Genomic DNA, 21,434 nt, shown 5'->3' with positions numbered 1-21,434 from the left:
TATTTTTTGTTTGAACGTCCCGATGCGGGTGAACGAGCCATTCTCGTTCACCTCAATTTGCAAGCTGGTCAGGAAGACCTCGACGAGCTGAAAGAACTAACCAAATCCGCAGGCGCCCAACCGACTTATGTAGTAACCGGAAGCCGGTATCGGCCTGATCCGAAATATTTCGTTGGCACCGGTAAGGTCGAAGAAATCAGGTCGGCGATCATCGAGCACGAAGCCAATATCGTTATCGTCAATCATCCACTAACACCTAGCCAAGAGCGCAATCTGGAAAAAGCGCTGGAAGTCAGGGTGGTGGATCGTAACGGTCTGATCCTGGATATTTTTGCGCAGCGGGCGCAAACCTTTGAAGGTAAATTGCAGGTCGAACTGGCGCAGCTCAAACATCTGTCTACCCGATTGATTCGCGGCTGGACGCATTTGGAGCGGCAAAAGGGCGGTATTGGTTTGCGTGGTCCCGGCGAAACCCAGTTGGAAACTGACAGGCGGTTGTTGGCGGTGCGTATAAAGCAAATTCAACAGCGCTTGGGGAAGGTAGAAAAGCAGCGTCATCAAGGTCGTAGCAAGCGCAAAAAAGCCGAAATTCCTACCGTATCTTTAGTTGGCTACACCAACGCCGGTAAGTCGACGCTGTTTAACACCTTAACCGGTGCCGGTATTTACGCGGCTGATCAATTGTTTGCTACGCTGGATCCTACCTTGCGGCAATTGTCGCTCAGTAATGGCGGCGAAATCATTTTGGCGGATACCGTCGGCTTTATCCGGCATCTACCGCATGAATTGGTGGCAGCATTTCGTTCCACTTTGCAGGAAGCCAGCGAAGCGGATTTGTTGTTGCATGTGATCGATGCGGCTGCCGAAGATCGTGAAGACACGATCTATCAGGTAAACCAAGTCTTGAGCGACATCGACGCCGCTAAAATCCCCCAGTTGATGGTGTTCAACAAAATTGATTTGCTCGAGGATGTGGCGCCGCATATTGATTACGATGCTGACGGGAAACCCGTCAGCGTCTGGATTTCCGCGCAAAACGGGGTAGGCTGTGATTTGTTGCAGCAGGCCTTGTCCGAGTTATTTGCTAGCAGCAAGGTGATTCGAAAATGCTATTTGCCAGCCGGCCAAGCGGGATTAAAAGCAAAGTTATTCACTTTCGTGAAAATAATCGACGAAGTCAATAACGATAGCGGCGATTGCGAATTGACGATAGAAATCGACAAAAAGCATTTGGGCTTGTTGAAGGGTATTGATGTCCATGAGCAGGTTTGATCGGCCGATTGCCGGAACAATCACCTAGTTATTTGCTCGGAAATGGCTAACTTACGATAGAATGGCGGTTTTTCGGATAGACAAGCCAACGCTTCGAGTCATCGAACAGGCTGTCCATACGAGATGCAGCTTTAGAGTTTTCAAATCCAATTTTTGGAGTGTTTGGTATGTCTTGGAATGAACCCGGCGGTGGTAAAAAAGACCCCTGGAGTGGTCGTAATGATAAGAATGATCCACCCGATTTGGACGAGGTAATTCGTTCGCTACAGGACAAACTCGGCGGTATTTTCGGCGGCGGTTCCAAAGGCGGTCTCGGCAGCGGGCCGTCAATGAAAGGCGTGGGTTTACTGGCTGCAGGCGCCGTTATTCTCTGGGGTTTGAGCGGGTTTTATACCGTGGACGAAGGTACGCGTGGCGTGGTCACCCGTTTTGGTGCCTATGTCAATACTACTCAGCCGGGTCTGAACTGGCATATCCCGTCGCCTGTAGAGCAGGTGGCGGTCATCAATGTCGAGCAACAACGCTTTATCGAAGTGGGTTACCGTTCCGGCGGTGGGCAGGGTATGGGCTCAGTGCCCAAGGAAGCGATGATGCTGACCAAAGACGAAAATATCGTCGACGTTCGTCTGGCTGTCCAATATCAAGTCAAAGATGCCAAGGATTATGCGTTTAACGTGCTGGATCCCGCCTCAACTCTGAAACAAGTCACCGAAAGCGTGCAGCGTGGCGTGATCGGTCGTAGCGATATGGATTTTGTGCTGACCGAGGGCCGTAGCGACATCGTGCTGGCGATCAAATCGGAAATTCAGTCGGTAATGGATGCTTACAAAACCGGCATATTAATCACTAGTGTCAACTTGCAAGACGCGCAGCCGCCCGAACAAGTGCAAGGTTCTTTCGAAGATGCCATCAAGGCGCGGGAAGACAAACAGCGCTTGATTAACGAAGCGGAAGCGTATTCGAATGACGTGGTGCCTAAAGCCCGCGGTGCGGCTTCGCGTATCGTGCAAGAATCCGAAGGTTACAAAGAAAAAGTAATTGCCCGCGCGAACGGTGATGTCAGCCGCTTCTCGCAATTGTTAACGGAATACAAAAAAGCGCCGGCTGTAACCAAGCAGCGGATGTATATTGAAGCGATGGAGTTGGTTTTGGGTCGCTCCAACAACGTACTGGTTGATGTGAAAGGCGGCAATAACATTATGTATCTGCCGCTGGAGAAGTTGGCGAATAAGGCCGTCGAGGACGCCGCGCCGGCACCAGTAATCAGCCACGAACCGGTTTCTTTGCCTTCGCAGCCTGTGAAAGAAATTAAAACCGATGTGCGCGCGTCAAGCCGTGAACGCGATGTGAGAGGACGCTAAGATGGGAAATAAGATTTTAGTCGCCGTTGGCGCAGTAGTAGTCTTGCTTTCGATGTCGGTGTTTACCGTGGCCGAAACCGAGCGTGTAATTAAATTTCAGTTGGGCGAGATCGTGGGAGCCGATTTCCAACCGGGCATGCATTTTAAATTGCCTTTCATTAACAACGTTAAAAAATTCGACGCCCGAATCCTGACCATGGATTCGACGCCTGAGCGCTTTTTGACAGCGGAAAAGAAAAACGTTATTGTCGATTCTTTCGTGAAATGGCGGATTGGCGATGTTAAAACCTTTTATACCACCGTTGCCGGCGATGTGAATCAGGCCAATATCCGTCTCGATCAAATCATCAAAGATTCCGCGCGTAGCGAGTTCAGTAAACGCGAGATCAAACAATTGGTTTCCACAGATCGTAGCGCGATTCGTGATGCGTTGATTACCAATGTGTCGCCGCATGCCGCGAAACTGGGTATCACTATCGTCGACGTGCAAGTAAAACGCATCGATTTGCCTGCTGAAGTCAGCACCTCGGTTTATCAAAGAATGGAAGCCGAACGGGCCCGGGTTGCTCGCGAGTTTCGTTCGCAAGGTTCTGAAGCCGCCGAGCGGATTCGCGCGGATGCCGATAAACAGCGGGAGATCATTTTGGCGAATGCTTACCGCGATTCCGAAGTGATGCGCGGCGAAGGCGACGCTAAAGCAGCCGATATTTTCGCTAAGGCCTACAGCGAGGACAGCGATTTCTTTGCTTTCTATCGCAGCCTGATAGCTTATAAGGAAAGTTTGGGTAAATCCGGCAACATCATGGTGCTGGAACCCAATTCCGACTTCTTCAAATATTTCAAGAATCAGAAATAAACTCCTTTTGGATTATGTATAGTCAAACGCCCCGCCTCGCGGGGCGTTTGCTGTGTTTGAGATAGACAAAAATGCAAAAAAAAGACACCTGGCTGTTGCCGGAAGGGATTAGCGAAGTATTGCCGGAACAGGCAGCGCACCTCGAGACCTTGCGTAGAAAACTTTTGGATACTTTTGCCTGCTGGGGCTACCAGTTGGTTATTCCACCGTTCGTAGACTTTCTGCAATCCTTGCTCATCGGTTCCGGGCACGATCTGGATTTGCAGACTTTTAAGCTGACCGATCAGTTGAGTGGAGAAATGTTGGGCGTGCGGGCGGATATGACGCCGCAAGTTGCCAGAATCGATGCACATCACTTTCAGCACGATGGCCCGACCCGGCTGTGCTATGCCGGTACCGTGTTGCACACCTTGGGTGATCCGTTGGAAAAGAGCCGTAGCCCGATGCAGATCGGCGCTGAACTATACGGTCATGCAGGCCTGGAAAGCGATTACGAAGTCATCCAACTGATGCTGGAAATGTTGGCAATTAGCGGTCTGCAGAATGTGCACTTGGATTTAGGGCATGTCGCTATTTACCGGGCCTTGGCTGAGCATGCCGGTCTCAATCCGCAGCAGGAAGCCGAATTGTTCGATGTTCTGCAGCGTAAGGCCAGAACCGAATTGGCGGAATTGCTTGCCGAGTTTGAGATTGACGCACGTTACAAAGACATATTCAATGCCTTGCCGAAGCTGAATGGCGGTAGGGATATACTGGACAAAGCCAAAGCATTATTAACCGGTTTTGCCGGTGCCGATGAGATTGTCGGCGCTTTGGCCGATTTACAAGGTATATCCGATAAATTGCGCCGCGATTTTCCGGCGTTGACGGTGAGTTTCGATTTGGCCGAGTTACGTGGTTATCACTATCACACCGGCATGGTGTTCGCGGCTTTTGTGCCTGCTCTGGGCAAAGAAATCGCCCGTGGCGGCCGTTACGATAACATCGGCGAAGTGTTCGGCCGAGCGCGAGCCGCTACGGGTTTCAGTGCGGACTTAAAAGTATTGGCCAGTATGTTTAAAGTTGATGATGAAGCGGCTCAGGTGGTGTTTGCGCCCTTTGCGGAAGACGCCGATTTGCGGGAAGCGGTCAGAGATTTACGCGCGCAAGGCGTGGCGGTGATTCAACATCTGCCGGAACAACAAGGCGGCGCCGAACAGCAGGGCTGCAACGCTATTTTAGAAAAACACAATCAACAGTGGGTCGTTAGATCAATAAGCTGTCGTTAAACCACTAGTTTAAGGTTAGATAATATGGGAAAGAATGTTGTTGTTATTGGCACGCAATGGGGCGATGAAGGTAAAGGTAAGCTGGTCGATCTTTTAACCGAACAAGCTGCTGCGGTGGTGCGCTTTCAAGGCGGTCACAATGCCGGTCACACCTTGGTGATTAATGGCGAAAAAACGGTGTTGCATCTGATTCCTTCCGGGGTTTTGCGCGAAGGCGTGCAGTGCATGATCGGCAACGGCGTGGTGCTCTGTCCGGAAGCTTTGTTGAAGGAAATCGAGATTCTGGAAAAATCTGGAGTGCCGGTTCGGCATAGGTTGCAAATTAGCGAAGCCTGTGCCTTGATTCTGCCGATACACGTCGCTATCGATCAGGCCCGCGAAAAAGCCAGGGGTAGCAAAGCTATCGGTACTACCGGGCGCGGCATTGGGCCTGCTTACGAAGATAAGGTAGCCAGACGTGGCCTGCGAGCGGGCGATTTGCGCAATAGCGAGGAATTTGCCGCGCGCTTAAAAGAGCTGGTTGAATATCACAACTTCATGTTGACTAATTATTATCATGCCGAGCCTGTGGATTATGACGCGGTGCTGGCGAATACCTTGCGCTTGGGCGAGATCATCAAGCCGATGCTGACCGATGTTGGGGAGGCTATCTACAGCTATCAAAACCAAGGTGAGAACGTGCTGTTCGAAGGTGCGCAGGGCGCACTGCTGGACATTGACCACGGTACTTATCCCTATGTCACTTCGTCCAATACGACGGCAGGCGGCGCTGCCACCGGTACCGGCGTGGGACCTTTGGCGCTGGATTACGTGTTGGGTATTACCAAAGCCTATTCCACCCGAGTGGGTAATGGCCCGTTCCCGACCGAATTGCTGGATAACTATGGTGAACATCTTGGTGTGAAAGGCCACGAGTTTGGTGCCACGACAGGGCGTAAGCGCCGTTGTGGCTGGTTCGATGCGGTATCAATGCGCAAATCAGCCCAATTAAATAGCTTGAGCGGTATTTGTCTGACCAAGCTGGATGTGCTGGATGGCCTGGACAAAATAGGTATCTGCACCGCTTACAAGATTAACGGTCAAATTACGGAAACCGCGCCGTTGGGTGCTGATCAATACGCTGCGTGTGAAGCGGTGATTGAGGAAATGCCGGGTTGGACCGGTACTACGGCCGGCGTCACCGATTTTGCGCAATTGCCGGAAAATGCCAAAGCCTATATTGCGAGGCTGGAACAACTGGTCGGTGTAAAAGTAACGATTTTGTCCACGGGCCCGGACCGGAACGAAACTATAGTCTTGGAAAATCCATTCCAGGCCTAACGCTTAAGTATTAAACCTTCGTTTAAGACGCTGAATTTATTCAGCGTCTTGTCTTTCCGCTCAATTAATAACTGGTTTAGAGAAATCCTTTAAACACGTTTGTTGTCTTTGATGGCGCCACTCAATCGGTTGCGACCGGTCTATTTCGGTTGGTAATCCATTCGCTCCATGAGCCGGCGTAAAGTTTCGAGCCGCTTAATCCTGCAATTTCCATCGCTAACAGGTTGTGACAGGCGGTCACACCGGATCCGCACATATGTACTACGTGCTCGGCAGGATAAGGAGTAACTAGCGCGCTAAGTTGTTGGCGCAACTGGTCGGCGGGTAAAAATAATCCCGATTTGTCCAGATTAGTTTGCAGCGGCCTATTTAGCGCTTTGGGTACATGGCCGCCTACTGGGTCTATGGGCTCTTGCCAGCCATAAAAGCGTTCAGGTGTTCTGGCATCTATCAAGGTGATTTTTCGTGTCGCCAAACCGTTTGCTACTTGTTCGGCGTCCAGCCATTCTTTGTTGTCCAGATAGACGCGGAATTGGCTGGCTGTAATTTTCGGAAGCGCGGTAGTGACCGGCAAGTCTTGCTTTTGCCAGCGCGCAAATCCGCCATCCAACACAGCGACCTGAGTATGACCCATCGTGCGTAGCAGCCACCACATCCGGCCGGCAAACGCGCCGCCGGCATCGTCATAAACCACGATTTGACTACGATTGTTAACGCCCCACTCGCCCAGCTTTTTGCCTAATAATGCAAAGTCCGGTAACGGGTGGCGGCCGGTGTAGGATCGCACAGGCGAAGACAAATCCTGGTTTAAATCAGCATAGCGGGCGCCGGGAATATGGCCTTGTCGATAGGCTTTATGCCCAGCTGTCACCTCAGCTAGCGAGAATCGGCAGTCGAATATTCGCCAATCCGGATTGTTCAGGTTAGCAGCTAAAATGTCTGTGGAAACCAGCGTGGTGTAGGACATGCTTATACCTCCAAAATAATTTTACCGATATGTTGGCTGCTTTCCATGCGCTCGTGGGCCTGGGAGGCCTGATCTAGCGGAAAAACCGAATCGATGATGGGTTTGAGTTGGCCGGATTCCAGTAGCGGCCAAACCTTTGCAAAAAGTTGTTGGGCTATTTTAGCCTTGAACTCGTCGTTGCGGGGGCGCAAGGTCGTGCCGGCAATGGTAAGGCGTTTCATCAGCACGGATGCTAGATTGATTTCGCTCTTGCCGCCGTGCTGGATGGCAATCTGTTGTAGTCGGCCGTCCATAGCCAGGCATTTCAAGTTACGGGGCAAGTAGTCGCCGCCGATTATGTCTAAAACGACATTAACGCCTTTGCCGTTGGTGTGATACATCACGGCTTCGACAAAGTCTTGTTGCCGGTAATTAATCGCCAGATCAGCGCCTAGTTTTAGGCAGTACAGGCATTTTTCCTCGCTGCCGGCGGTGACGATGACCTGGCTGCCGAAGGCTTTGCCGAGTTGAATGGCAGTGGTGCCTATGCCGCTGGTACCGCCATGTACCAATAAACTTTCGCCAGCTTGCAGTTTTGCACGGTCGAAAATGTTGCTCCAGACCGTAAAAAAGGTTTCGGGTATGGCGGCAGCCTGAATAAAACTCAAGCCTTTGGGTACGGGTAGGCAGCAACAGGCGCTTGCCAGGCAATATTCTGCGTAGCCACCACCCGTCAGTAAGGCGCAAACCGGGTCGCCAACTTTAAATTCATTTACTTCGCTCCCAATCGCTTCGATGGTGCCGGCAACTTCCAAGCCGAGAACGGTGGATGCGTCAGGTGGCGGCGGATACAAGCCCCTACGCTGCATTAGGTCGGGACGGTTTACTCCGGCCGCTAACACCTTTATCAATACTTGATGCGCGCCGGGTGAGGGTAGCGGCTGATCTGTCAGGATTAAATCGGTGAACTCGGCGGTGCGATAAATATCGATGGCGCGCATGGTGTTAAGCTTTGCGGATAGAGTATCGTATTATATGTGCCGCATTGGACTAACAGTATTTTTTCAACGAGAGCATTCATGATACGTGCAGGTATTGTCGGCGGTACCGGGTATACCGGCGTCGAATTATTAAGAATTTTGGTGTTGCATCCTAAGGTGGAGGTTAGCGTAGTGACTTCCCGTGCTGATGCCGGATTGCGAGTGGATCAGTTGTATCCGAGTCTAAGAGGCTACTGCGATGTGAAATTTACCTTGCCGGAGTTGGATAATTTAAAAGACTGCGATGTAGTGTTTTTCGCGACGCCAAACGGCACCGCCATGCTGATGGCTGAGTCATTGCTGGCGCTTGGTATCAAAGTCATCGATTTGTCCGCCGATTTCCGGATTAAAGACCGGCAGGAATGGGAAAAATGGTATGGCATGCAACACGCCAGTCCGGATTTGATCGCCGAAGCCGTCTACGGTTTACCGGAAGTCAATCGCGAGCAAATCAAGCAAGCACGTTTGATCGCTTGTCCTGGATGCTATCCGACAGCCGTGCAGCTCGGATTTTTGCCGTTATTGGAGGCCGGGGCGATTGATGAGCAGCATTTGATCGCCGATGTAAAGTCTGGAGTCAGCGGCGCAGGGCGCAAGGCGGAAATCTCTTCCTTAATGAGCGAGGCGGGTGAAAGTTTTAAAGCCTATGCGGTCAGCGGACACAGACATTTGCCGGAAATCACTCAGGGTTTGCAAAATCTCGCCAAGCAGGCGGTTGGTCTAACTTTCGTGCCGCATTTGACGCCGATGATCCGCGGTATTCACGCAACGCTTTATGCGCGTTTAAACCGGGAGCTGGATTTGCAAAAACTGTTTGAAGAGAAGTATCGCGACGAAAAATTTGTGGATGTGTTGCCGAGTGGCAGTCATGCCGACACTCGTAACGTGCGGGGCAGCAATCGTTGCCAAGTTGCGGTGCATCAACCGCAAGGCAGAGATACGGTGGTGGTTTTGTCGGTGATTGATAACCTGGTGAAAGGTGCGTCGGGGCAGGCAGTGCAAAATATGAATCTGATGTTCGGGTTGCCTGAGCATGAGTCGTTAGAGACCGTTGCTTTATATCCTTGAGTTGCCATTAAAACGTGGGGCATAAAAAAACCGCCTTCCGGTTCAATTCGGAAGGCGGTTTTTATTGTGGAGCCTAAGTCGACTTAAGCAGCTAGAGTTTGTCTTTTACGATTCATTCTCCAGCCCAACATGCCGCTAGCCAATAATAACAAGCTGGTTGGTTCTGGAACACTGCCAGCACCGCCGCCGCCGCCACTGCCACCTGCTGTACCAACGAGTTGGGAAAGCTTAAAGTAGTCGTTGCCGCCATCCACGTTAGATTCCCCTAGGCCTGAACCCCAGCTGCTGCTGTAAGCGCTAATTAGCCAAAAACTGGAAGACAAATTGCCTGGGTTGATGTCTTCCACAGAGCCTTGAGTTGCATTGTAACTACCCACGAATTCCCAGCCACGTGTGATAAGCTGGGCTATTGTTTCTCCGGTAATATCTCTATCCGTAGGTAGTTGGTTACTAGTCAACGTACCAGTGTATCTCAGGACTGACATATCCGAGTCGTAAGCAGTTGGAGAGGGCCAGCCTATGCTCAACTTATCCAAAATCGTGCTGGTATCGAAGCGAAAAAGTAAGGCTTCGATATTGCCCACGTTATCTGTTGCATGCTCTGGTGAAGTGGTGGTTTCGCCAGAGGTTGTTACGCCCAACCCGCCGGAATAACTAACCCAGTTTGCAGCCGCAAACGTCGACGCAGTAGTTGTTCCAGCCGAGTAAGCCTTGACATTAGTGATGCCCGCTGGCACGGTGGTCCCTGTATTATTAAAGTCCCATGTCGTGGCATTAGCAGCAAGCGGTGATAACAACAGGGCTGTTATAGCCAAATATTTTCGGGTCATAATGTCCTCACATTTTTCGAATTTCATTTTCCGTCATTGTCTTCGCCGGTCTGGAAATAACCATTGTACTATTGGCCATAAACAAAGAATTACGGTCTATTTATTAACAAGCACTTAGTGGGCCATAGTAAATTTATCATTCGAATACAATCGTTTAATCATTGCTTGGTTAGTAAATGTGACCAGCGGTTGTGTATGGTGTAAAAAATTACGACATATTTTAAAAAATCGACTACCTGCGGAGTTTTTCAAGCAGCGTTTTAGCTTGCTCACGGCCATTGAAAATAGTGTCGCCTCTTAGCGCTTCCTCCAGTTCTTGCTTAGCCTCTTCCTGGCGTTGCAACTGATTCAGCGCGACAGCGATATGGTAGCGTATCTCCGGGTCTTGCGAGAGTAGCGAATGTGCGTTTCGTAAGTAATGAAGACCTTGTTCGATTTGTCCTGCGTTAACCAGTATCCAGCCCAGAGTGTCGTTAGTCGCGGGTTGATCGGGGGCCGTTTTGTGGGCTTGCTCGGCCAGAGATAAGGCTTTGTCGTTGCCGGTATTGAGATACACGTAGGCGAGGTTGTTCAGGAACTGCGGTTCATTGGGGAATTGCTTCAATAGCTCGACGTAGTATTTTTCGGCCTCTTTAAACTTTCCGCTTTTCAGTAATTCGTTCGCGAAAGCCGCCATCGGCAGTTGGTCTTGCGGATGCTTTTTAATCCACTGATCCAGTAAATTAAAGGCTTTGTCAGGCTGGTTGATTTTTTTCAAATTTTCATAGAGCTGCATCAATGACGTTGTGTCCGGCTCCAGCTCGAAAGCCGCTTGGTAATGGCTGTTGGCTAAACTAAGGTTTTTGTCATGATTGGCAATGTTTCCCAACAGCTGGTGAGGAAAAGCGCGTTTTGGATATTGTTTTAATAGGCTTTCTGCGCGGTTTAATGCAAATACCGGTTTCCCATGGTTCAGTTCCATTTCCACCAAGGCAATTTGCGAAGGTATATGATTTTCGTCAACCAAAACTGCTTTTTTCAAGGTCTTTATGGCTTCGAAATAATCGCCTGCATCTATTTGATAACGAGCAGCTTTGTAAAGTTGTTTGACATTAAAGCGAGCTTGGTCTGCCATGCGGATAAATACCCCTAAGGCTTTCTCCTTATTGTTGTTAGCCAAGTAGCTTCGAGCCAGAGCGTCTATAACCTGAGGGTTATTCTTGTCGACCATTTCCGCCGCTTGCGCAGCGGCACTAGCTTCAGCAGCGTTACCCATCTTCAGATTCAACTCAACCAAAGCCAAAAGTGTCGGTAATGATTTTTGGTCGATCATTTTCGCTTTTGCTAGCCAATCATTGGCTGCCTGATAGCGTCCGGCGCTTTGCTCGACTTTGGCCAATTCAATAAGAATATCTATGTCACCCGGATGACTTTGCTGCAAGGTTTGCAGTCTTTGCCTGGCTTGATCAAATTTATTCTCGCCGACGTCCAGTTTGCTCAAGTTAATTTGTGCGGCAAGAAACTTGGGGTTCAGTTCAATCGCCTTCTCGAAGCTTTGCCGGGCCTGTTTGTACTGCCCGGTATTGACTTGAGCAGTCCCTAGTAAATTTAGTAGTGTAAAGTTTTTCGACGCTTTCTCATGTAACGCTTGTGCGGTTTTTAACGCTTTTTCCGGTTCACCACGGCTCATGTAAAGTGCCACGAGAGGAATCCCTGCCTCGATCGCATCCGGATTCTTTTTGAATGCCACTTCAAGGTCTTGAACGGCCGCCTGTTCCTGCCCCATTGCCAATCTGTTTAAGCCGATTTCAGTTTGCAGGGTGCCACTGTCACTGCCTAACGCAGCGGCTTTTCCAAACATATTATTGGCCATATCGTGTTTGCCGGCCTGCATGAACGCGCTTGCCAATAAAAATGCCAGACGCTGATCCTGGGGATTGCGGATTTGAATGGGGCGGAGCAGATCAATCGCTTGTTCCGGTTCGTTTTTTTGTAAAAGTATGGTGGCCAGCAACTTATACGGACCTGATTGTTCCGGGTATTGCTTAACATACTGACGCAAGTACTCCGCTGCCAGGTCGAATCGTTGCAGGCTGTAATTAATCAAGCCGGAGAGCATTAAAGTCGGACCGTGCGCCGATAAGTATTCCGGTTTGATCCCGGTGATAATGTCGGCGGCCACTTCCAATTCCTTGGTTGCCGCTTCCCTCTGATTATTGCGCTCCAGTAAAACCGCATGCAGATAGGCTGCTTTCGGTTCAAATGGATAAGCCTGGCGCATATATTCCAAATCTTGCCGCGCCCGCTCGTCTCGCTTTAAGTCCATTAAAAGGCCTGCTCTGGCAAGTCGAGTGTCTACATGAGCGGGGTTTAGCTCAATCGCCTTGTCGTAAAACTTTAGCGCTTCATCCAGTTCCATGTTGGCATGCTTGATCGAGCCTTTTGCATACCAAACGCCGGGATCGTTGGCTTGCATTTGCTTGGCTTTATCGGCGGCCTGATCTGCGCCTTTAATGTCACCACGTTTTAACAGTGCATTCGCGCGCCCAATTGCGGCATTAACTTGGTTGGGAGCAATTTGCAATGCAATGTCGAATTCATTCAGCGCTTCGCTGATTAAATTGAGTTGCAGATATGCGTTACCGCGGTAAACATGCAAAACCGGGCGTAATCCACTATTAAACTGTGCTGGATCGATTTCCTTCAGCAGGTCGTTGTAGCGGATTTGGTAGGTGTAAAGTTTGGCCAGGTTTTCAGCTATTAAAGAAGGATCCGCGCCTAATTGTTTGGCTAATCTGAGTTGGACTTCTGCTTCCGTCAACGATTTCTGTTGCAAGTAAATTTCGCCAAGCAGCATGTGAGCCGAAACATATCTTTCGTTTTGCTGTAGCGCATTCTTCAACTGGATGATGGCTTCGGCGTTATTTTGACTTCTGTAAGACTGGAGAGCTTCTTCGTAAAACTTGCCGGCCTGGATGTCATCGGCAACGCTTATCTGCACGGGGTTAAGCGCCAGAATCAGCAGCAGTTTATTTAACGGGAAATTGGGTTTCATCGGATTTTTGCGCATAGCGAAGATGGGGTTGCTCAAGTGTGTACATAGCATAGTCGCAAAGCCAATTCGTCACCAGTCCGAAGCTAACAGCCTGTCTCTTTTCGTCAAAAACTTGACAACTCTTATTTAAGCATATGTTTTTAAATAAAAATTTAAATGGTCTAAATTTTGCTTTTAGCGTCTAGACAATCAATTAGGCGACTAAATATGGGTACTTTAGAGCTGCATCAACAACAAAAAACCGAGCGCTTGACCGATGCCTTTCGGATATTTAACGAACTTTCGGAGAATCTGGCGCATTCCTATCAGGGGTTGGAAGAGCAAGTAGCCAAGCTGAATCGCGAGTTGCTGGCCGCGCGTAGCGAGCGTCTGAACACGTTGATCGAGAAGGAAAAGCTCGCCAGCCGCTTGCAACAGATTCTGGCGGCCTTGCCGGCGGCGGTGGTTGTGCTGAATGCGCACGGTTTGATCATCGACTGCAATGTCCATTCCGTGGACTTTTTGGGCGAACCCTTGCTGGGCCAGTTATGGTCGAGTGTGGCGGCGCGCAGTCTGCAACCGGTGTTCGAATCGCCGCATGAACGCCAACTCAGAGACGGCCGTAAAGTGAATATTACCCACAGCTCGTTGGGTAACGACGCGGAGCAAATCATTCTGTTGTCGGATGTCAGCGAACTGCGTTCCTTACAAGATACGCTGGCGCAGCAAAAACAACTAAGCGCGATGGGGGAAATGGTGGCCAGTCTCGCGCATCAGGTCCGTACACCGCTGGCGACCGCGATTTTGTATGCATCACAAATGAGCAAACCCTCGATTCCCGACGAAAAGCGCCAACAGTTCTCCGAGAAAATTTTAGAACGTCTGCATTACCTGGAGCGCCAAGTTAACGACATGCTGATCTTTGCCAAACAGGGTCGGATGGCGATGCAAAGTTTTTCATTGCAGCGGCTGCTGGCGCATCTCGCCGAAGCGGCCGATAGTTTTGCGGGCGAATGTAGCATCGAAAACCGCATCAGCACCGATCAGTTTCTTGGAAATGAAGATGCGCTGCGCGGGGCATTATTAAACTTAATCAATAATGCGGCCGAGGCTGGTGCGCACAAAATTGCTTTAACGGTCCGGCGGAGCGATTTAGGCAGTATCGACATCACGGTGACGGATGACGGTCCCGGTATTGCCGAAGCACAGCAAACTAAATTATTCGAACCGTTCTACACCACCAAGTCCAATGGCACCGGCTTGGGTTTGGCGGTGGTCGATAGCGTGGCGCGCGCGCACGGCGGTAGCGTCAAATGTCGTTCGACGCCGGGGCAAGGTACAAGTTTTACCTTGAATTTGCCCTGTACCAGCCAATACACCCTCGGCTTGTCCGCCGGTATTGCCACAATGGAGCAAAATTATGAAACAGTATGATGTGCTTATCGTCGAAGACGACATGGCTTTGTGCGAGGCGCTATGCGATACCCTGGAAATTGAAGGATATCGGGTAATCTCCGCAAAAAACGGTATCGAGGCACTGAGCCAGTTAGCCAAGTATCAGGTCAGGCTGGTGGTCAGCGATGTGCAAATGCCGGTGATGGACGGTTTTCAGCTGTTGCAGAATATTCAGCAAAAATTCGAGCAGTTGCCGGTGTTGCTGATGACGGCTTACGGCACCATCCCCAAAGCGGTGGAAGCCATGCAGTCCGGTGCGGCCGACTATCTGATCAAACCGTTCGAAGCGGGCATGTTGGTCGATAAGGTAGCATCATTGATTACGCTGCAAGCCCCAGTAATTAACGAGCGCGTAGTGGCTGACGAGAGTATGAAAAAGCTTTATGCATTGGCCAGCAAAGTAGCCAAAACCGATGTGACCATGCTGCTGGAAGGCGAGAGCGGTACCGGTAAGGAAGTGCTGGCCCGTTATGTTCATCGCAACTCGCTTTACCATGCCGGCCCGTTCGAGGCCATCAATTGCGCGGCGATTCCGGAAAACATGCTGGAAGCGATGCTGTTCGGCTACGAAAAGGGCGCGTTTACGGGTGCCATTCAATCGGCGCCGGGTAAATTCGAGTTGGCACAGGGTGGCACCTTATTGCTGGACGAGATTTCCGAGATGGATATTTCGCTGCAAGCAAAATTGCTAAGGGTGTTGCAGGAAAAGGAAGTCGAACGTTTGGGTAGTCATCGCAAGATAGCCTTGAACGTCAGAATTTTGGCGACTACCAATCGCAAATTAAAAGACTATGTGCAGGATGGCCGGTTTCGCGAAGATCTGTATTTTCGCTTGAGCGTATTCCCGCTCAGAATTCCGCCGCTGCGGGAGCGGCCTGGCGATATTTTGCCGCTGGCGCTGGAGTTGTTGAGCAAGCATAGTCCGGCAGGGAAAGCTGCTTGCAGCTTTGATGATGCGGCAATGACTAAGTTATCTGCATACAACTGGCCAGGTAATGTCAGAGAGTTGGAAAACGTGGTGCAGCGGGCGTTGATCCTGCAAAGCCGGAGTCAAATCGGCGTCGACGACCTGATTTTTGAGGAAGATATGTTGGTTTTGCCGAGTTTGCCCGCTGCTGTGCAAAGTCTTGCCGTAGAATCGCGGCAAACCGATAGCGACAATAGCCAATTCGAGCTCGGCAGTTTGGGCGACGGCGTGCGTTCGGCCGAGGAAAAAATTATTTTGCAAATGCTACGCGATGTCAGCGGCAGCCGGAAAACCACAGCCGCCAAGCTGGGTATCAGTCCGCGTACCCTGCGCTACAAAATTGCGCGGATGAAGGAAGCAGGAGTGATGGTACCAGGTTAATATCTTGGCTTAAAAAATGCTTATTCTAAGCAAGGCAACCTAAAAGAGTCATTATCATGTCAGATATGAATGTTAACCAAGTGCTCGCACAAATGCGGGCCATGTCCATAGAGGCCGGCGCCAAGCCACAGCCTAGCGACACGTCCGGCGATTTTGCCGCCATGTTGAAACAATCCATCGACGCCGTGAACAATACCCAGCAAACCGCCAGCGGTATGGCTAAATCTTTTGAGATGGGTCAGAGCGACGTCAGTTTGGCGGAAGTGATGATTGCCTCGCAAAAAGCCAGCGTTTCTTTTCAGGCCATGCTCCAGGTGCGTAACAAACTGGTGGATGCTTATAAGGACGTGATGGGCATGTCAATGTAGGCTAGCGGAATATAAGCCATGAGCGAACTAGACAGAAATCTACCGATGGAGGCCCATAGCCAATCAAGTATGGCAAACGCCGACAAAATGCACCCTGCTTTGAAAAGCCTGAGCAAAATGCCGATGCTTCGTCAGCTTGTTCTAATGTTGGGCTTGGCATTCAGCGTTGCGATGGGCGTGGCCGTGGTGTTGTGGTCGCAGGCCCCGTCTTACGATTTACTGTTTTCCGGCGTCGCCGAAAAAGATTCTGCTGAAATTCTCGACGCGTTGACTAAATTGAATGTGGATTACAAAGTTGAAACCGGCTCCGGCGCAATCATGGTGCCGGCGGATAGTGTCCGGGAATTGAAACTGCAATTGGCGGCGCAAGGGCTGCCGCGTAGCGCCAGCTTGGGCTACGAGTTGTTGGACAAAGACAATGGCTTCGGCGCCAGCAAGAATGTCGAGCAAATGCGTTTTCAAAGAGCGTTGGAAGGCGAAATTGCGCTGACTATTCAAACCATCCAAAACGTCAAATCCGCGAAAGTGTTGCTGGCTATTCCGGTCCAATCGGTATTTGTCCGCGAACGAAAAAAACCAAGTGCCTCGGTGGTGGTGGAGCTGTATCAAGGCCGCACCCTCGAAAAAGAGCAAATCGAATCCATCATCCATTTGGTTGCCTCCAGCGTACCGTTAATGGAAGCCAGTCAAGTGACGGTCGTGGATCAAAAAGGTCGTTTGTTGAACAGCAAGGAAGGCGGCGAAGATATGTCCTTGTCCAGCAAGCAATTCGAATATAAGAAAAATATAGAAGAACACCTGCGTGGACGGATCGAAAACATCCTGACGCCACTGGTAGGCGGTGACGGCATGCGGGCGCAAATTTCCGCCGACGTCGACTTTACCGTCACCGAAAAAACCCAGGAAATGTTTAACCCGGATTTGCCGGCCCTACGTAGCGAGCAAACTCAGGAAGAAAATAACTCCTTATCCAAAGTGCAAGGTGTGCCCGGAGCCTTATCAAATCAACCTCCACCAACGGGTACCGCTCCGGAAGTCGCCAGCGGCCAGGAAAAACAAGCTGCCGCGGAATCCGGTTCCGGCTCGTCCAACAAAACCGCCACCCGTAATTACGAATTGGATAAAACCATTACCCATACTAGACTCGCCACCGGTGCCTTACGCCGCTTGTCGGTGGCGGTCGTGGTTGACGATAAAAAAGTGGTGCAAGCCGACGGTAAAGCTACGCTAGTTGCATACTCGCAAGAAGATCTGAATCAACTTCGCGACTTGGTCAAACAGGCCGTCGGTTATGATAATAGCCGCGGCGATCAGGTGACGGTAACCAATGTCGCGTTCAGATTGCCCGATGCAATGGAAGAAGTACCTTCCGAACCTATCTGGGAACAACCCTGGTTTGCCAGTGCGCTGAAACAGTTGGCCGCGGTTGCTGTCGTCTTGCTGCTGATCATGGGGGTATTGCGGCCAGGTCTGCGCACCCTGATTGCCAAGGAAGAACAGTTAGAAGCGCTTGAACAAGCCAAGGCAATCGCGGAAGCAACCGGTGGTGTGGTGCGTTTCGATGAGACCGGCAAGCCGGTGGCTGTCGCGGTCTCGGTCGATGAGGAAACCGGCGAAGTGCGCACCATCACCACTGGTGTGGAAGATTTATTGTTACTCGAAGCCCCACAAAGCTACGAAAAACGTTTGGAATATGTCCAAAAACTGATCGACGAAGATCCTAAATTGGTCGCGCAAGTGATCAAAACCTGGTTAAAAGACGATGGCTGAGCAAGAGAAATTAACGCATGCACAACGGGCTTCGCTGCTGCTATTGGCGGTGGGACAGGATAGAGCCGCCTCGGTGTTGAAGCACATGGGACCGAAAGAAGTGCAATTGATCGGTTCGAACATGGCTCAGCTCGGGCCGATTAGCTCAGGCATGGTTGATGAGGTGCTGGAAGAATTCATCATCGAAATCAAAAACGAAACCGGCCTGGGTCTGGATTCCGACGAATACATTCGTAATATGCTGACCAATGCCCTGGGCGCGGATAAAGCCGGCAGCATCATTGATCGAATTTTACTGGGTGCGAACAGCAAGGGTATCGAACAATTGAAGTGGATGGATACCCGTTCCATCGCTGATTTGATTCGCCTGGAACATCCGCAAATCATCTCCATTATTTTATCCTTGTTGGACGCGGATCAGGCCGCTGATGTACTGACTTTGTTGCCGCAAAACATGCGCTCGGATATTTTGATGCGGATCGCCACTCTGGAAGGGGTGCAGCCCGCAGCATTGCGCGAACTGGACGACATCATGGAGAAACAACTAACCGGCAGCGATGGTGTCAAATCCTCGCAAATCGGCGGTATCGACGCGGCGGCCAACATCCTCAACTTTATCGAAAGCGGTGTCAGCGATCCGATGATGCAAGACATCAACGAAGCCAATGCCGATTTGGGCCAACGTATCCAGGATAAAATGTTCGTATTCGGCGATTTGATTAATGTCGATGATCGCGGTATTCAAACGCTGTTGCGCGAAGTGTCCACCGATCAGTTGTTGCTGGCCCTGCGTGGCGTGGAAACCGGTTTACGTGACAAAGTGTTTGCCAATATGTCCAGACGCGCTGCGGAAATGCTGCGCGACGATTTGGAAGCCGCGCCGCCTGCACGTTTGAGCGAAGTGGAAGCCGCGCAAAAAGACATTTTGGCAATTGCTAAACGTTTGTCCGATGCCGGTGAAATAGCCTTGGGCGGCGGTGGCGGTGGCGATGAGTTCGTCTAAGAGCAATAAATTTTCCGAGTCCGAGCTGCAAGCTCTGGATCGCTGGACTAATTTGCAGGATTTCAGTAACCCGCGTTCCGAAGCGGTTGAATTGGAAGAAGTCACAGAGGTTCTGACCGCCGAGCAGATTGAAGAAATTCAGAAACAGGCCTACGCAGAAGCCTTCGAACAAGGTAAGCAACAAGGTTATGCGGACGGACAAAAGGAAGGGTTTGAGGCCGGGCGCAAACAAGGCTATGAAGAAAGCTTGCATTTGCTGCAAAAGCAGGCTGCCGAACTCACAACTTTGCTGGAAGCGCTCAGCGAGCCCTTCAAGCAACTCGACGAATCGGTCGAGCAGGAGTTGGTTAAATTAACCATCGCCATCGCCAGTCAATTGATTCGCCGGGAATTGAAGTTGGAACCCGGCGAGATCGTCGGTGTGGTCAGAGAGGCGATCAATGCCTTGCCGCTGGCGTCGCAGAAAGTCACCGTGAACTTACATCCCGAAGATGCGGCCTTGGTTCGCACCGCGTTAAAACTCGATGAAAACATGCCACCCTGGCGTTTACAGGAAAATCCTTTGTTGAGTCGTGGCGGTTGCACCGTCGAAACCGAAGTGTCCAGAATCGATGCCAGCGTCGAAAGCCGTGTGGCCGCCGTGATTGCCACGGTATTAGGCGGCGAGCGCCGCGAGGATTTTGGCCGATGATCCCCAGTGCCGACCGTTCCGATTTGTGGTTGGCGCGCTTGCAGCCATACAGGGAAAGACTGGCAGCTGATCCTTTGGAGTTGGTCGTTGAAGGGAAATTATCACGCATGGTGGGTTTGACCCTGGAGGCGGAAGGCTGCCGGGCGGCCATTGGTTCGTTGTGTCAGGTGATTACCAAATCCGGCAAGATCATTACGGCTGAGGTCGTCGGTTTTGGCGGATCCCGCTTGTTTTTGATGCCGACCGGCGATACGCATGGTCTGGAACCCGGTTGCCGGGTGATTCCGATGGGTAAGAACAGTTTGGCCAACGTCGGTTTTGGTCTGTTGGGTAGGGTGCTCGACGGCGCGGGCAAACCCCTCGATAGTAAGGGTCCGCTGGATACCGATGCCAAAGTTTCCTTATCCGGCACCACCATCAATCCGCTCAGCCGCAAACCAATTCGTGAGGCTCTGGATGTTGGGGTGCGGGCGATCAACGCCATTCTCAGCGTCGGCCGCGGGCAGCGTATGGGTTTGTTCGCCGGTACCGGCGTCGGCAAAAGCGTATTACTGGGGATGATGACCAAGTTTACCAACGCCGATGTAGTGGTGGTTGGCCTGGTCGGCGAGCGGGGCAGGGAGGTTAACGAATTTGTGCTGAAGATCCTCGGTGAAGAAGGCTTGCGCCGAGCCGTGGTGGTGGCGTCTCCCGCTGACGACTCGCCGTTGATGCGGGTGCACGGCGCCTTGCTGGCGACCAGTATTGCCGAGTATTTTCGTGACCAGGGTCTGGACGTGTTGTTGCTGATGGACTCTTTGACTCGTTACGCCCAGGCGTACCGGGAAATTGCTTTGGCGATAGACGAGCCGCCGGCTACCAAGGGCTATCCGCCCTCGGTGTTTGCGAAATTGCCGCAATTGGTGGAGCGCGCCGGCAATGGCGACGAAGGCGGCGGTTCGATTACCGCGTTTTATACGGTATTGGCGGAAGGCGACGATACCAACGATCCGATTGCCGATGCGGCGCGAGGTGTACTGGACGGCCATGTGGTGCTGTCGCGTTCCCTGGCCGAATCCGGTCATTATCCGGCAATCGACATTGAAGCGTCGATCAGTCGGGTGATGCCGGACATCATAGAGCCGGAACATCTGCAAATGGCGCGGGATTTGCGGCGTTTGTATTCCACCTACCAACAGAACAAGGATTTGATCAGTGTAGGCGCCTATCGGCCGGGAGCTGATCCGCGCATTGATAAAGCGATAGAAAAAAATCCGGCGATCATGGATTTTCTGCAACAAAGCATGGATGAATCGGTGGACTTGAGCCGGAGTCTGAGCGAGTTAGCGGAATTGTTGGCTAGCTGATGAAAAAGTCCCAGCGCCTGAAAGTCATCATCGACCTGCATGCGCGTCAGGAACGTGACGCTTTGGAGGCCTTGGGTATCAGTCAGCAAAAGCTGCAAGAGCAGCAAGCCCAGCTCGAAAGTCTAGAAAGTTACCGTCTGGATTATTTAGGTAAATTCGCCCTTAGACAACAGACCGGTATCAATATTAGTCAGTTGATGGAGTTCAGGGCCTTTGCCGACAAGCTCGACCAGGCCATCGAAAGCCAGCAGCAGACGGTTAGCAACCATGAGCGCGAGGTGCAGCGGGCCCGCAAGCGCTGGGAAGATGCGCATCAGCGTACCAAAAGTCTGCAAAAAGTCAGTGATTTGGCGTTGGTCGAAGAAATGAAAGTCGAACAAAAACGTGAACAGGCCGAGCAAGACGACCGGGCTGCGCGATCAGGACGTAAGGATGGCACGGGAAGTGCTTGATTAAATAAAAATGTCAGGAGAAATGCC

The 21,434-nt window shown here is 51.1% G+C and carries 18 protein-coding genes; 14 read left to right on the top strand and 4 right to left on the bottom strand.

Annotated elements, in window-relative coordinates:
- The first annotated feature begins 6 nt into the window (after positions 1 to 6).
- From hflX to METH11B_RS0106495, 5 genes are all read left to right on the top strand, one after another.
- Positions 7 to 1,272 carry a ribosome rescue GTPase HflX gene (gene hflX / locus METH11B_RS0106515; protein ID WP_020482486.1) on the top strand — a complete coding sequence of 422 codons (1,266 nt, stop codon included), beginning with the start codon at positions 7 to 9 and terminating at the stop codon, positions 1,270 to 1,272.
- 167 nt (positions 1,273 to 1,439) lie between these two features.
- A complete protein-coding gene (gene hflK, locus METH11B_RS0106510) occupies positions 1,440 to 2,633 on the top strand; it encodes an FtsH protease activity modulator HflK (RefSeq protein WP_020482485.1) in 1,194 nt (397 codons plus the stop codon).
- A gap of 1 nt (position 2,634) precedes the next feature.
- Complete coding sequence (gene hflC, locus METH11B_RS0106505; protein WP_026146907.1) at positions 2,635 to 3,489, top strand: protease modulator HflC; 855 nt, start codon at positions 2,635 to 2,637, stop codon at positions 3,487 to 3,489.
- A gap of 71 nt (positions 3,490 to 3,560) precedes the next feature.
- Complete coding sequence (locus METH11B_RS0106500; protein WP_026601332.1) at positions 3,561 to 4,757, top strand: ATP phosphoribosyltransferase regulatory subunit; 1,197 nt, start codon at positions 3,561 to 3,563, stop codon at positions 4,755 to 4,757.
- Between the two features lie 24 nt (positions 4,758 to 4,781).
- A complete protein-coding gene (locus METH11B_RS0106495; protein WP_026601331.1) occupies positions 4,782 to 6,077 on the top strand; it encodes an adenylosuccinate synthase in 1,296 nt (431 codons plus the stop codon).
- Between the two features lie 121 nt (positions 6,078 to 6,198).
- Here METH11B_RS0106495 and METH11B_RS0106490 read toward each other — a convergent pair whose 3' ends face one another.
- Positions 6,199 to 7,044: a sulfurtransferase gene (locus METH11B_RS0106490; RefSeq protein WP_026601330.1), complete on the bottom strand. Its 846-nt coding sequence runs from the start codon at positions 7,042 to 7,044 to the stop codon at positions 6,199 to 6,201.
- Between the two features lie 2 nt (positions 7,045 to 7,046).
- The gene (locus METH11B_RS0106485; protein ID WP_026601329.1) at positions 7,047 to 8,024 is read right to left on the bottom strand and encodes an NAD(P)H-quinone oxidoreductase; all 978 of its coding nucleotides are present in this window, start codon (positions 8,022 to 8,024) and stop codon (positions 7,047 to 7,049) included.
- 78 nt (positions 8,025 to 8,102) lie between these two features.
- Here METH11B_RS0106485 and argC point away from each other — a divergent pair, with 78 nt between their 5' ends.
- A complete protein-coding gene (argC, locus tag METH11B_RS0106480; RefSeq protein WP_026601328.1) occupies positions 8,103 to 9,131 on the top strand; it encodes an N-acetyl-gamma-glutamyl-phosphate reductase in 1,029 nt (342 codons plus the stop codon).
- An 83-nt stretch (positions 9,132 to 9,214) separates the two neighbouring features.
- Here argC and xdp1 read toward each other — a convergent pair whose 3' ends face one another.
- Both xdp1 and prsT read right to left on the bottom strand, forming a co-directional pair.
- Positions 9,215 to 9,988 carry an exosortase-dependent surface protein XDP1 gene (xdp1, locus tag METH11B_RS0106475; protein ID WP_026601327.1) on the bottom strand — a complete coding sequence of 258 codons (774 nt, stop codon included), beginning with the start codon at positions 9,986 to 9,988 and terminating at the stop codon, positions 9,215 to 9,217.
- A 205-nt stretch (positions 9,989 to 10,193) separates the two neighbouring features.
- A complete protein-coding gene (prsT, locus tag METH11B_RS0106470) occupies positions 10,194 to 12,995 on the bottom strand; it encodes an XrtA/PEP-CTERM system TPR-repeat protein PrsT (RefSeq protein ID WP_026601326.1) in 2,802 nt (933 codons plus the stop codon).
- 207 nt (positions 12,996 to 13,202) lie between these two features.
- Between prsT and METH11B_RS0106465 the strand changes: the two genes are divergently transcribed.
- From METH11B_RS0106465 to fliJ, 8 genes are read left to right on the top strand one after another with little or no spacing between them, the layout of a single operon-like run.
- On the top strand, positions 13,203 to 14,408 hold the full coding sequence (locus METH11B_RS0106465) for a sensor histidine kinase (RefSeq protein WP_026601325.1): 1,206 nt from the start codon (positions 13,203 to 13,205) through the stop codon (positions 14,406 to 14,408).
- Complete coding sequence (locus METH11B_RS0106460) at positions 14,395 to 15,777, top strand: sigma-54-dependent transcriptional regulator (RefSeq protein ID WP_026601324.1); 1,383 nt, start codon at positions 14,395 to 14,397, stop codon at positions 15,775 to 15,777. The genes METH11B_RS0106465 and METH11B_RS0106460 overlap by 14 nt, the downstream gene beginning before the upstream one ends.
- A 56-nt stretch (positions 15,778 to 15,833) precedes the next feature.
- Entirely contained in the window at positions 15,834 to 16,145 is a 312-nt protein-coding gene (gene fliE / locus METH11B_RS0106455; RefSeq protein WP_026146905.1) for a flagellar hook-basal body complex protein FliE, read from the top strand.
- A gap of 18 nt (positions 16,146 to 16,163) precedes the next feature.
- Positions 16,164 to 17,915 (top strand): flagellar basal-body MS-ring/collar protein FliF, encoded by a 1,752-nt coding sequence (gene fliF, locus METH11B_RS0106450; RefSeq protein WP_081733763.1) that lies wholly within the window; start codon positions 16,164 to 16,166, stop codon positions 17,913 to 17,915.
- A complete protein-coding gene (fliG, locus tag METH11B_RS0106445; protein WP_026601322.1) occupies positions 17,908 to 18,918 on the top strand; it encodes a flagellar motor switch protein FliG in 1,011 nt (336 codons plus the stop codon). Before fliF ends, fliG begins: the two co-directional genes overlap by 8 nt.
- Positions 18,905 to 19,609 (top strand): flagellar assembly protein FliH, encoded by a 705-nt coding sequence (locus tag METH11B_RS0106440; protein WP_026601321.1) that lies wholly within the window; start codon positions 18,905 to 18,907, stop codon positions 19,607 to 19,609. The genes fliG and METH11B_RS0106440 overlap by 14 nt, the downstream gene beginning before the upstream one ends.
- Complete coding sequence (gene fliI / locus METH11B_RS0106435; RefSeq protein WP_026601320.1) at positions 19,606 to 20,955, top strand: flagellar protein export ATPase FliI; 1,350 nt, start codon at positions 19,606 to 19,608, stop codon at positions 20,953 to 20,955. Before METH11B_RS0106440 ends, fliI begins: the two co-directional genes overlap by 4 nt.
- Positions 20,955 to 21,407, top strand: a complete 453-nt coding sequence (gene fliJ, locus METH11B_RS0106430; RefSeq protein WP_026601319.1) for a flagellar export protein FliJ — start codon at positions 20,955 to 20,957, stop codon at positions 21,405 to 21,407. Before fliI ends, fliJ begins: the two co-directional genes overlap by 1 nt.
- Positions 21,408 to 21,434 lie beyond the last annotated feature (27 nt).

The sequence above is a fragment of the Methylomonas sp. 11b genome (genome assembly GCF_000515215.1).
Classification (GTDB): domain Bacteria; phylum Pseudomonadota; class Gammaproteobacteria; order Methylococcales; family Methylomonadaceae; genus Methylomonas.
The sequence above is the reverse complement of the archived record's forward strand: the minus strand, read 5'-3'. Positions and strand labels throughout refer to the sequence as shown.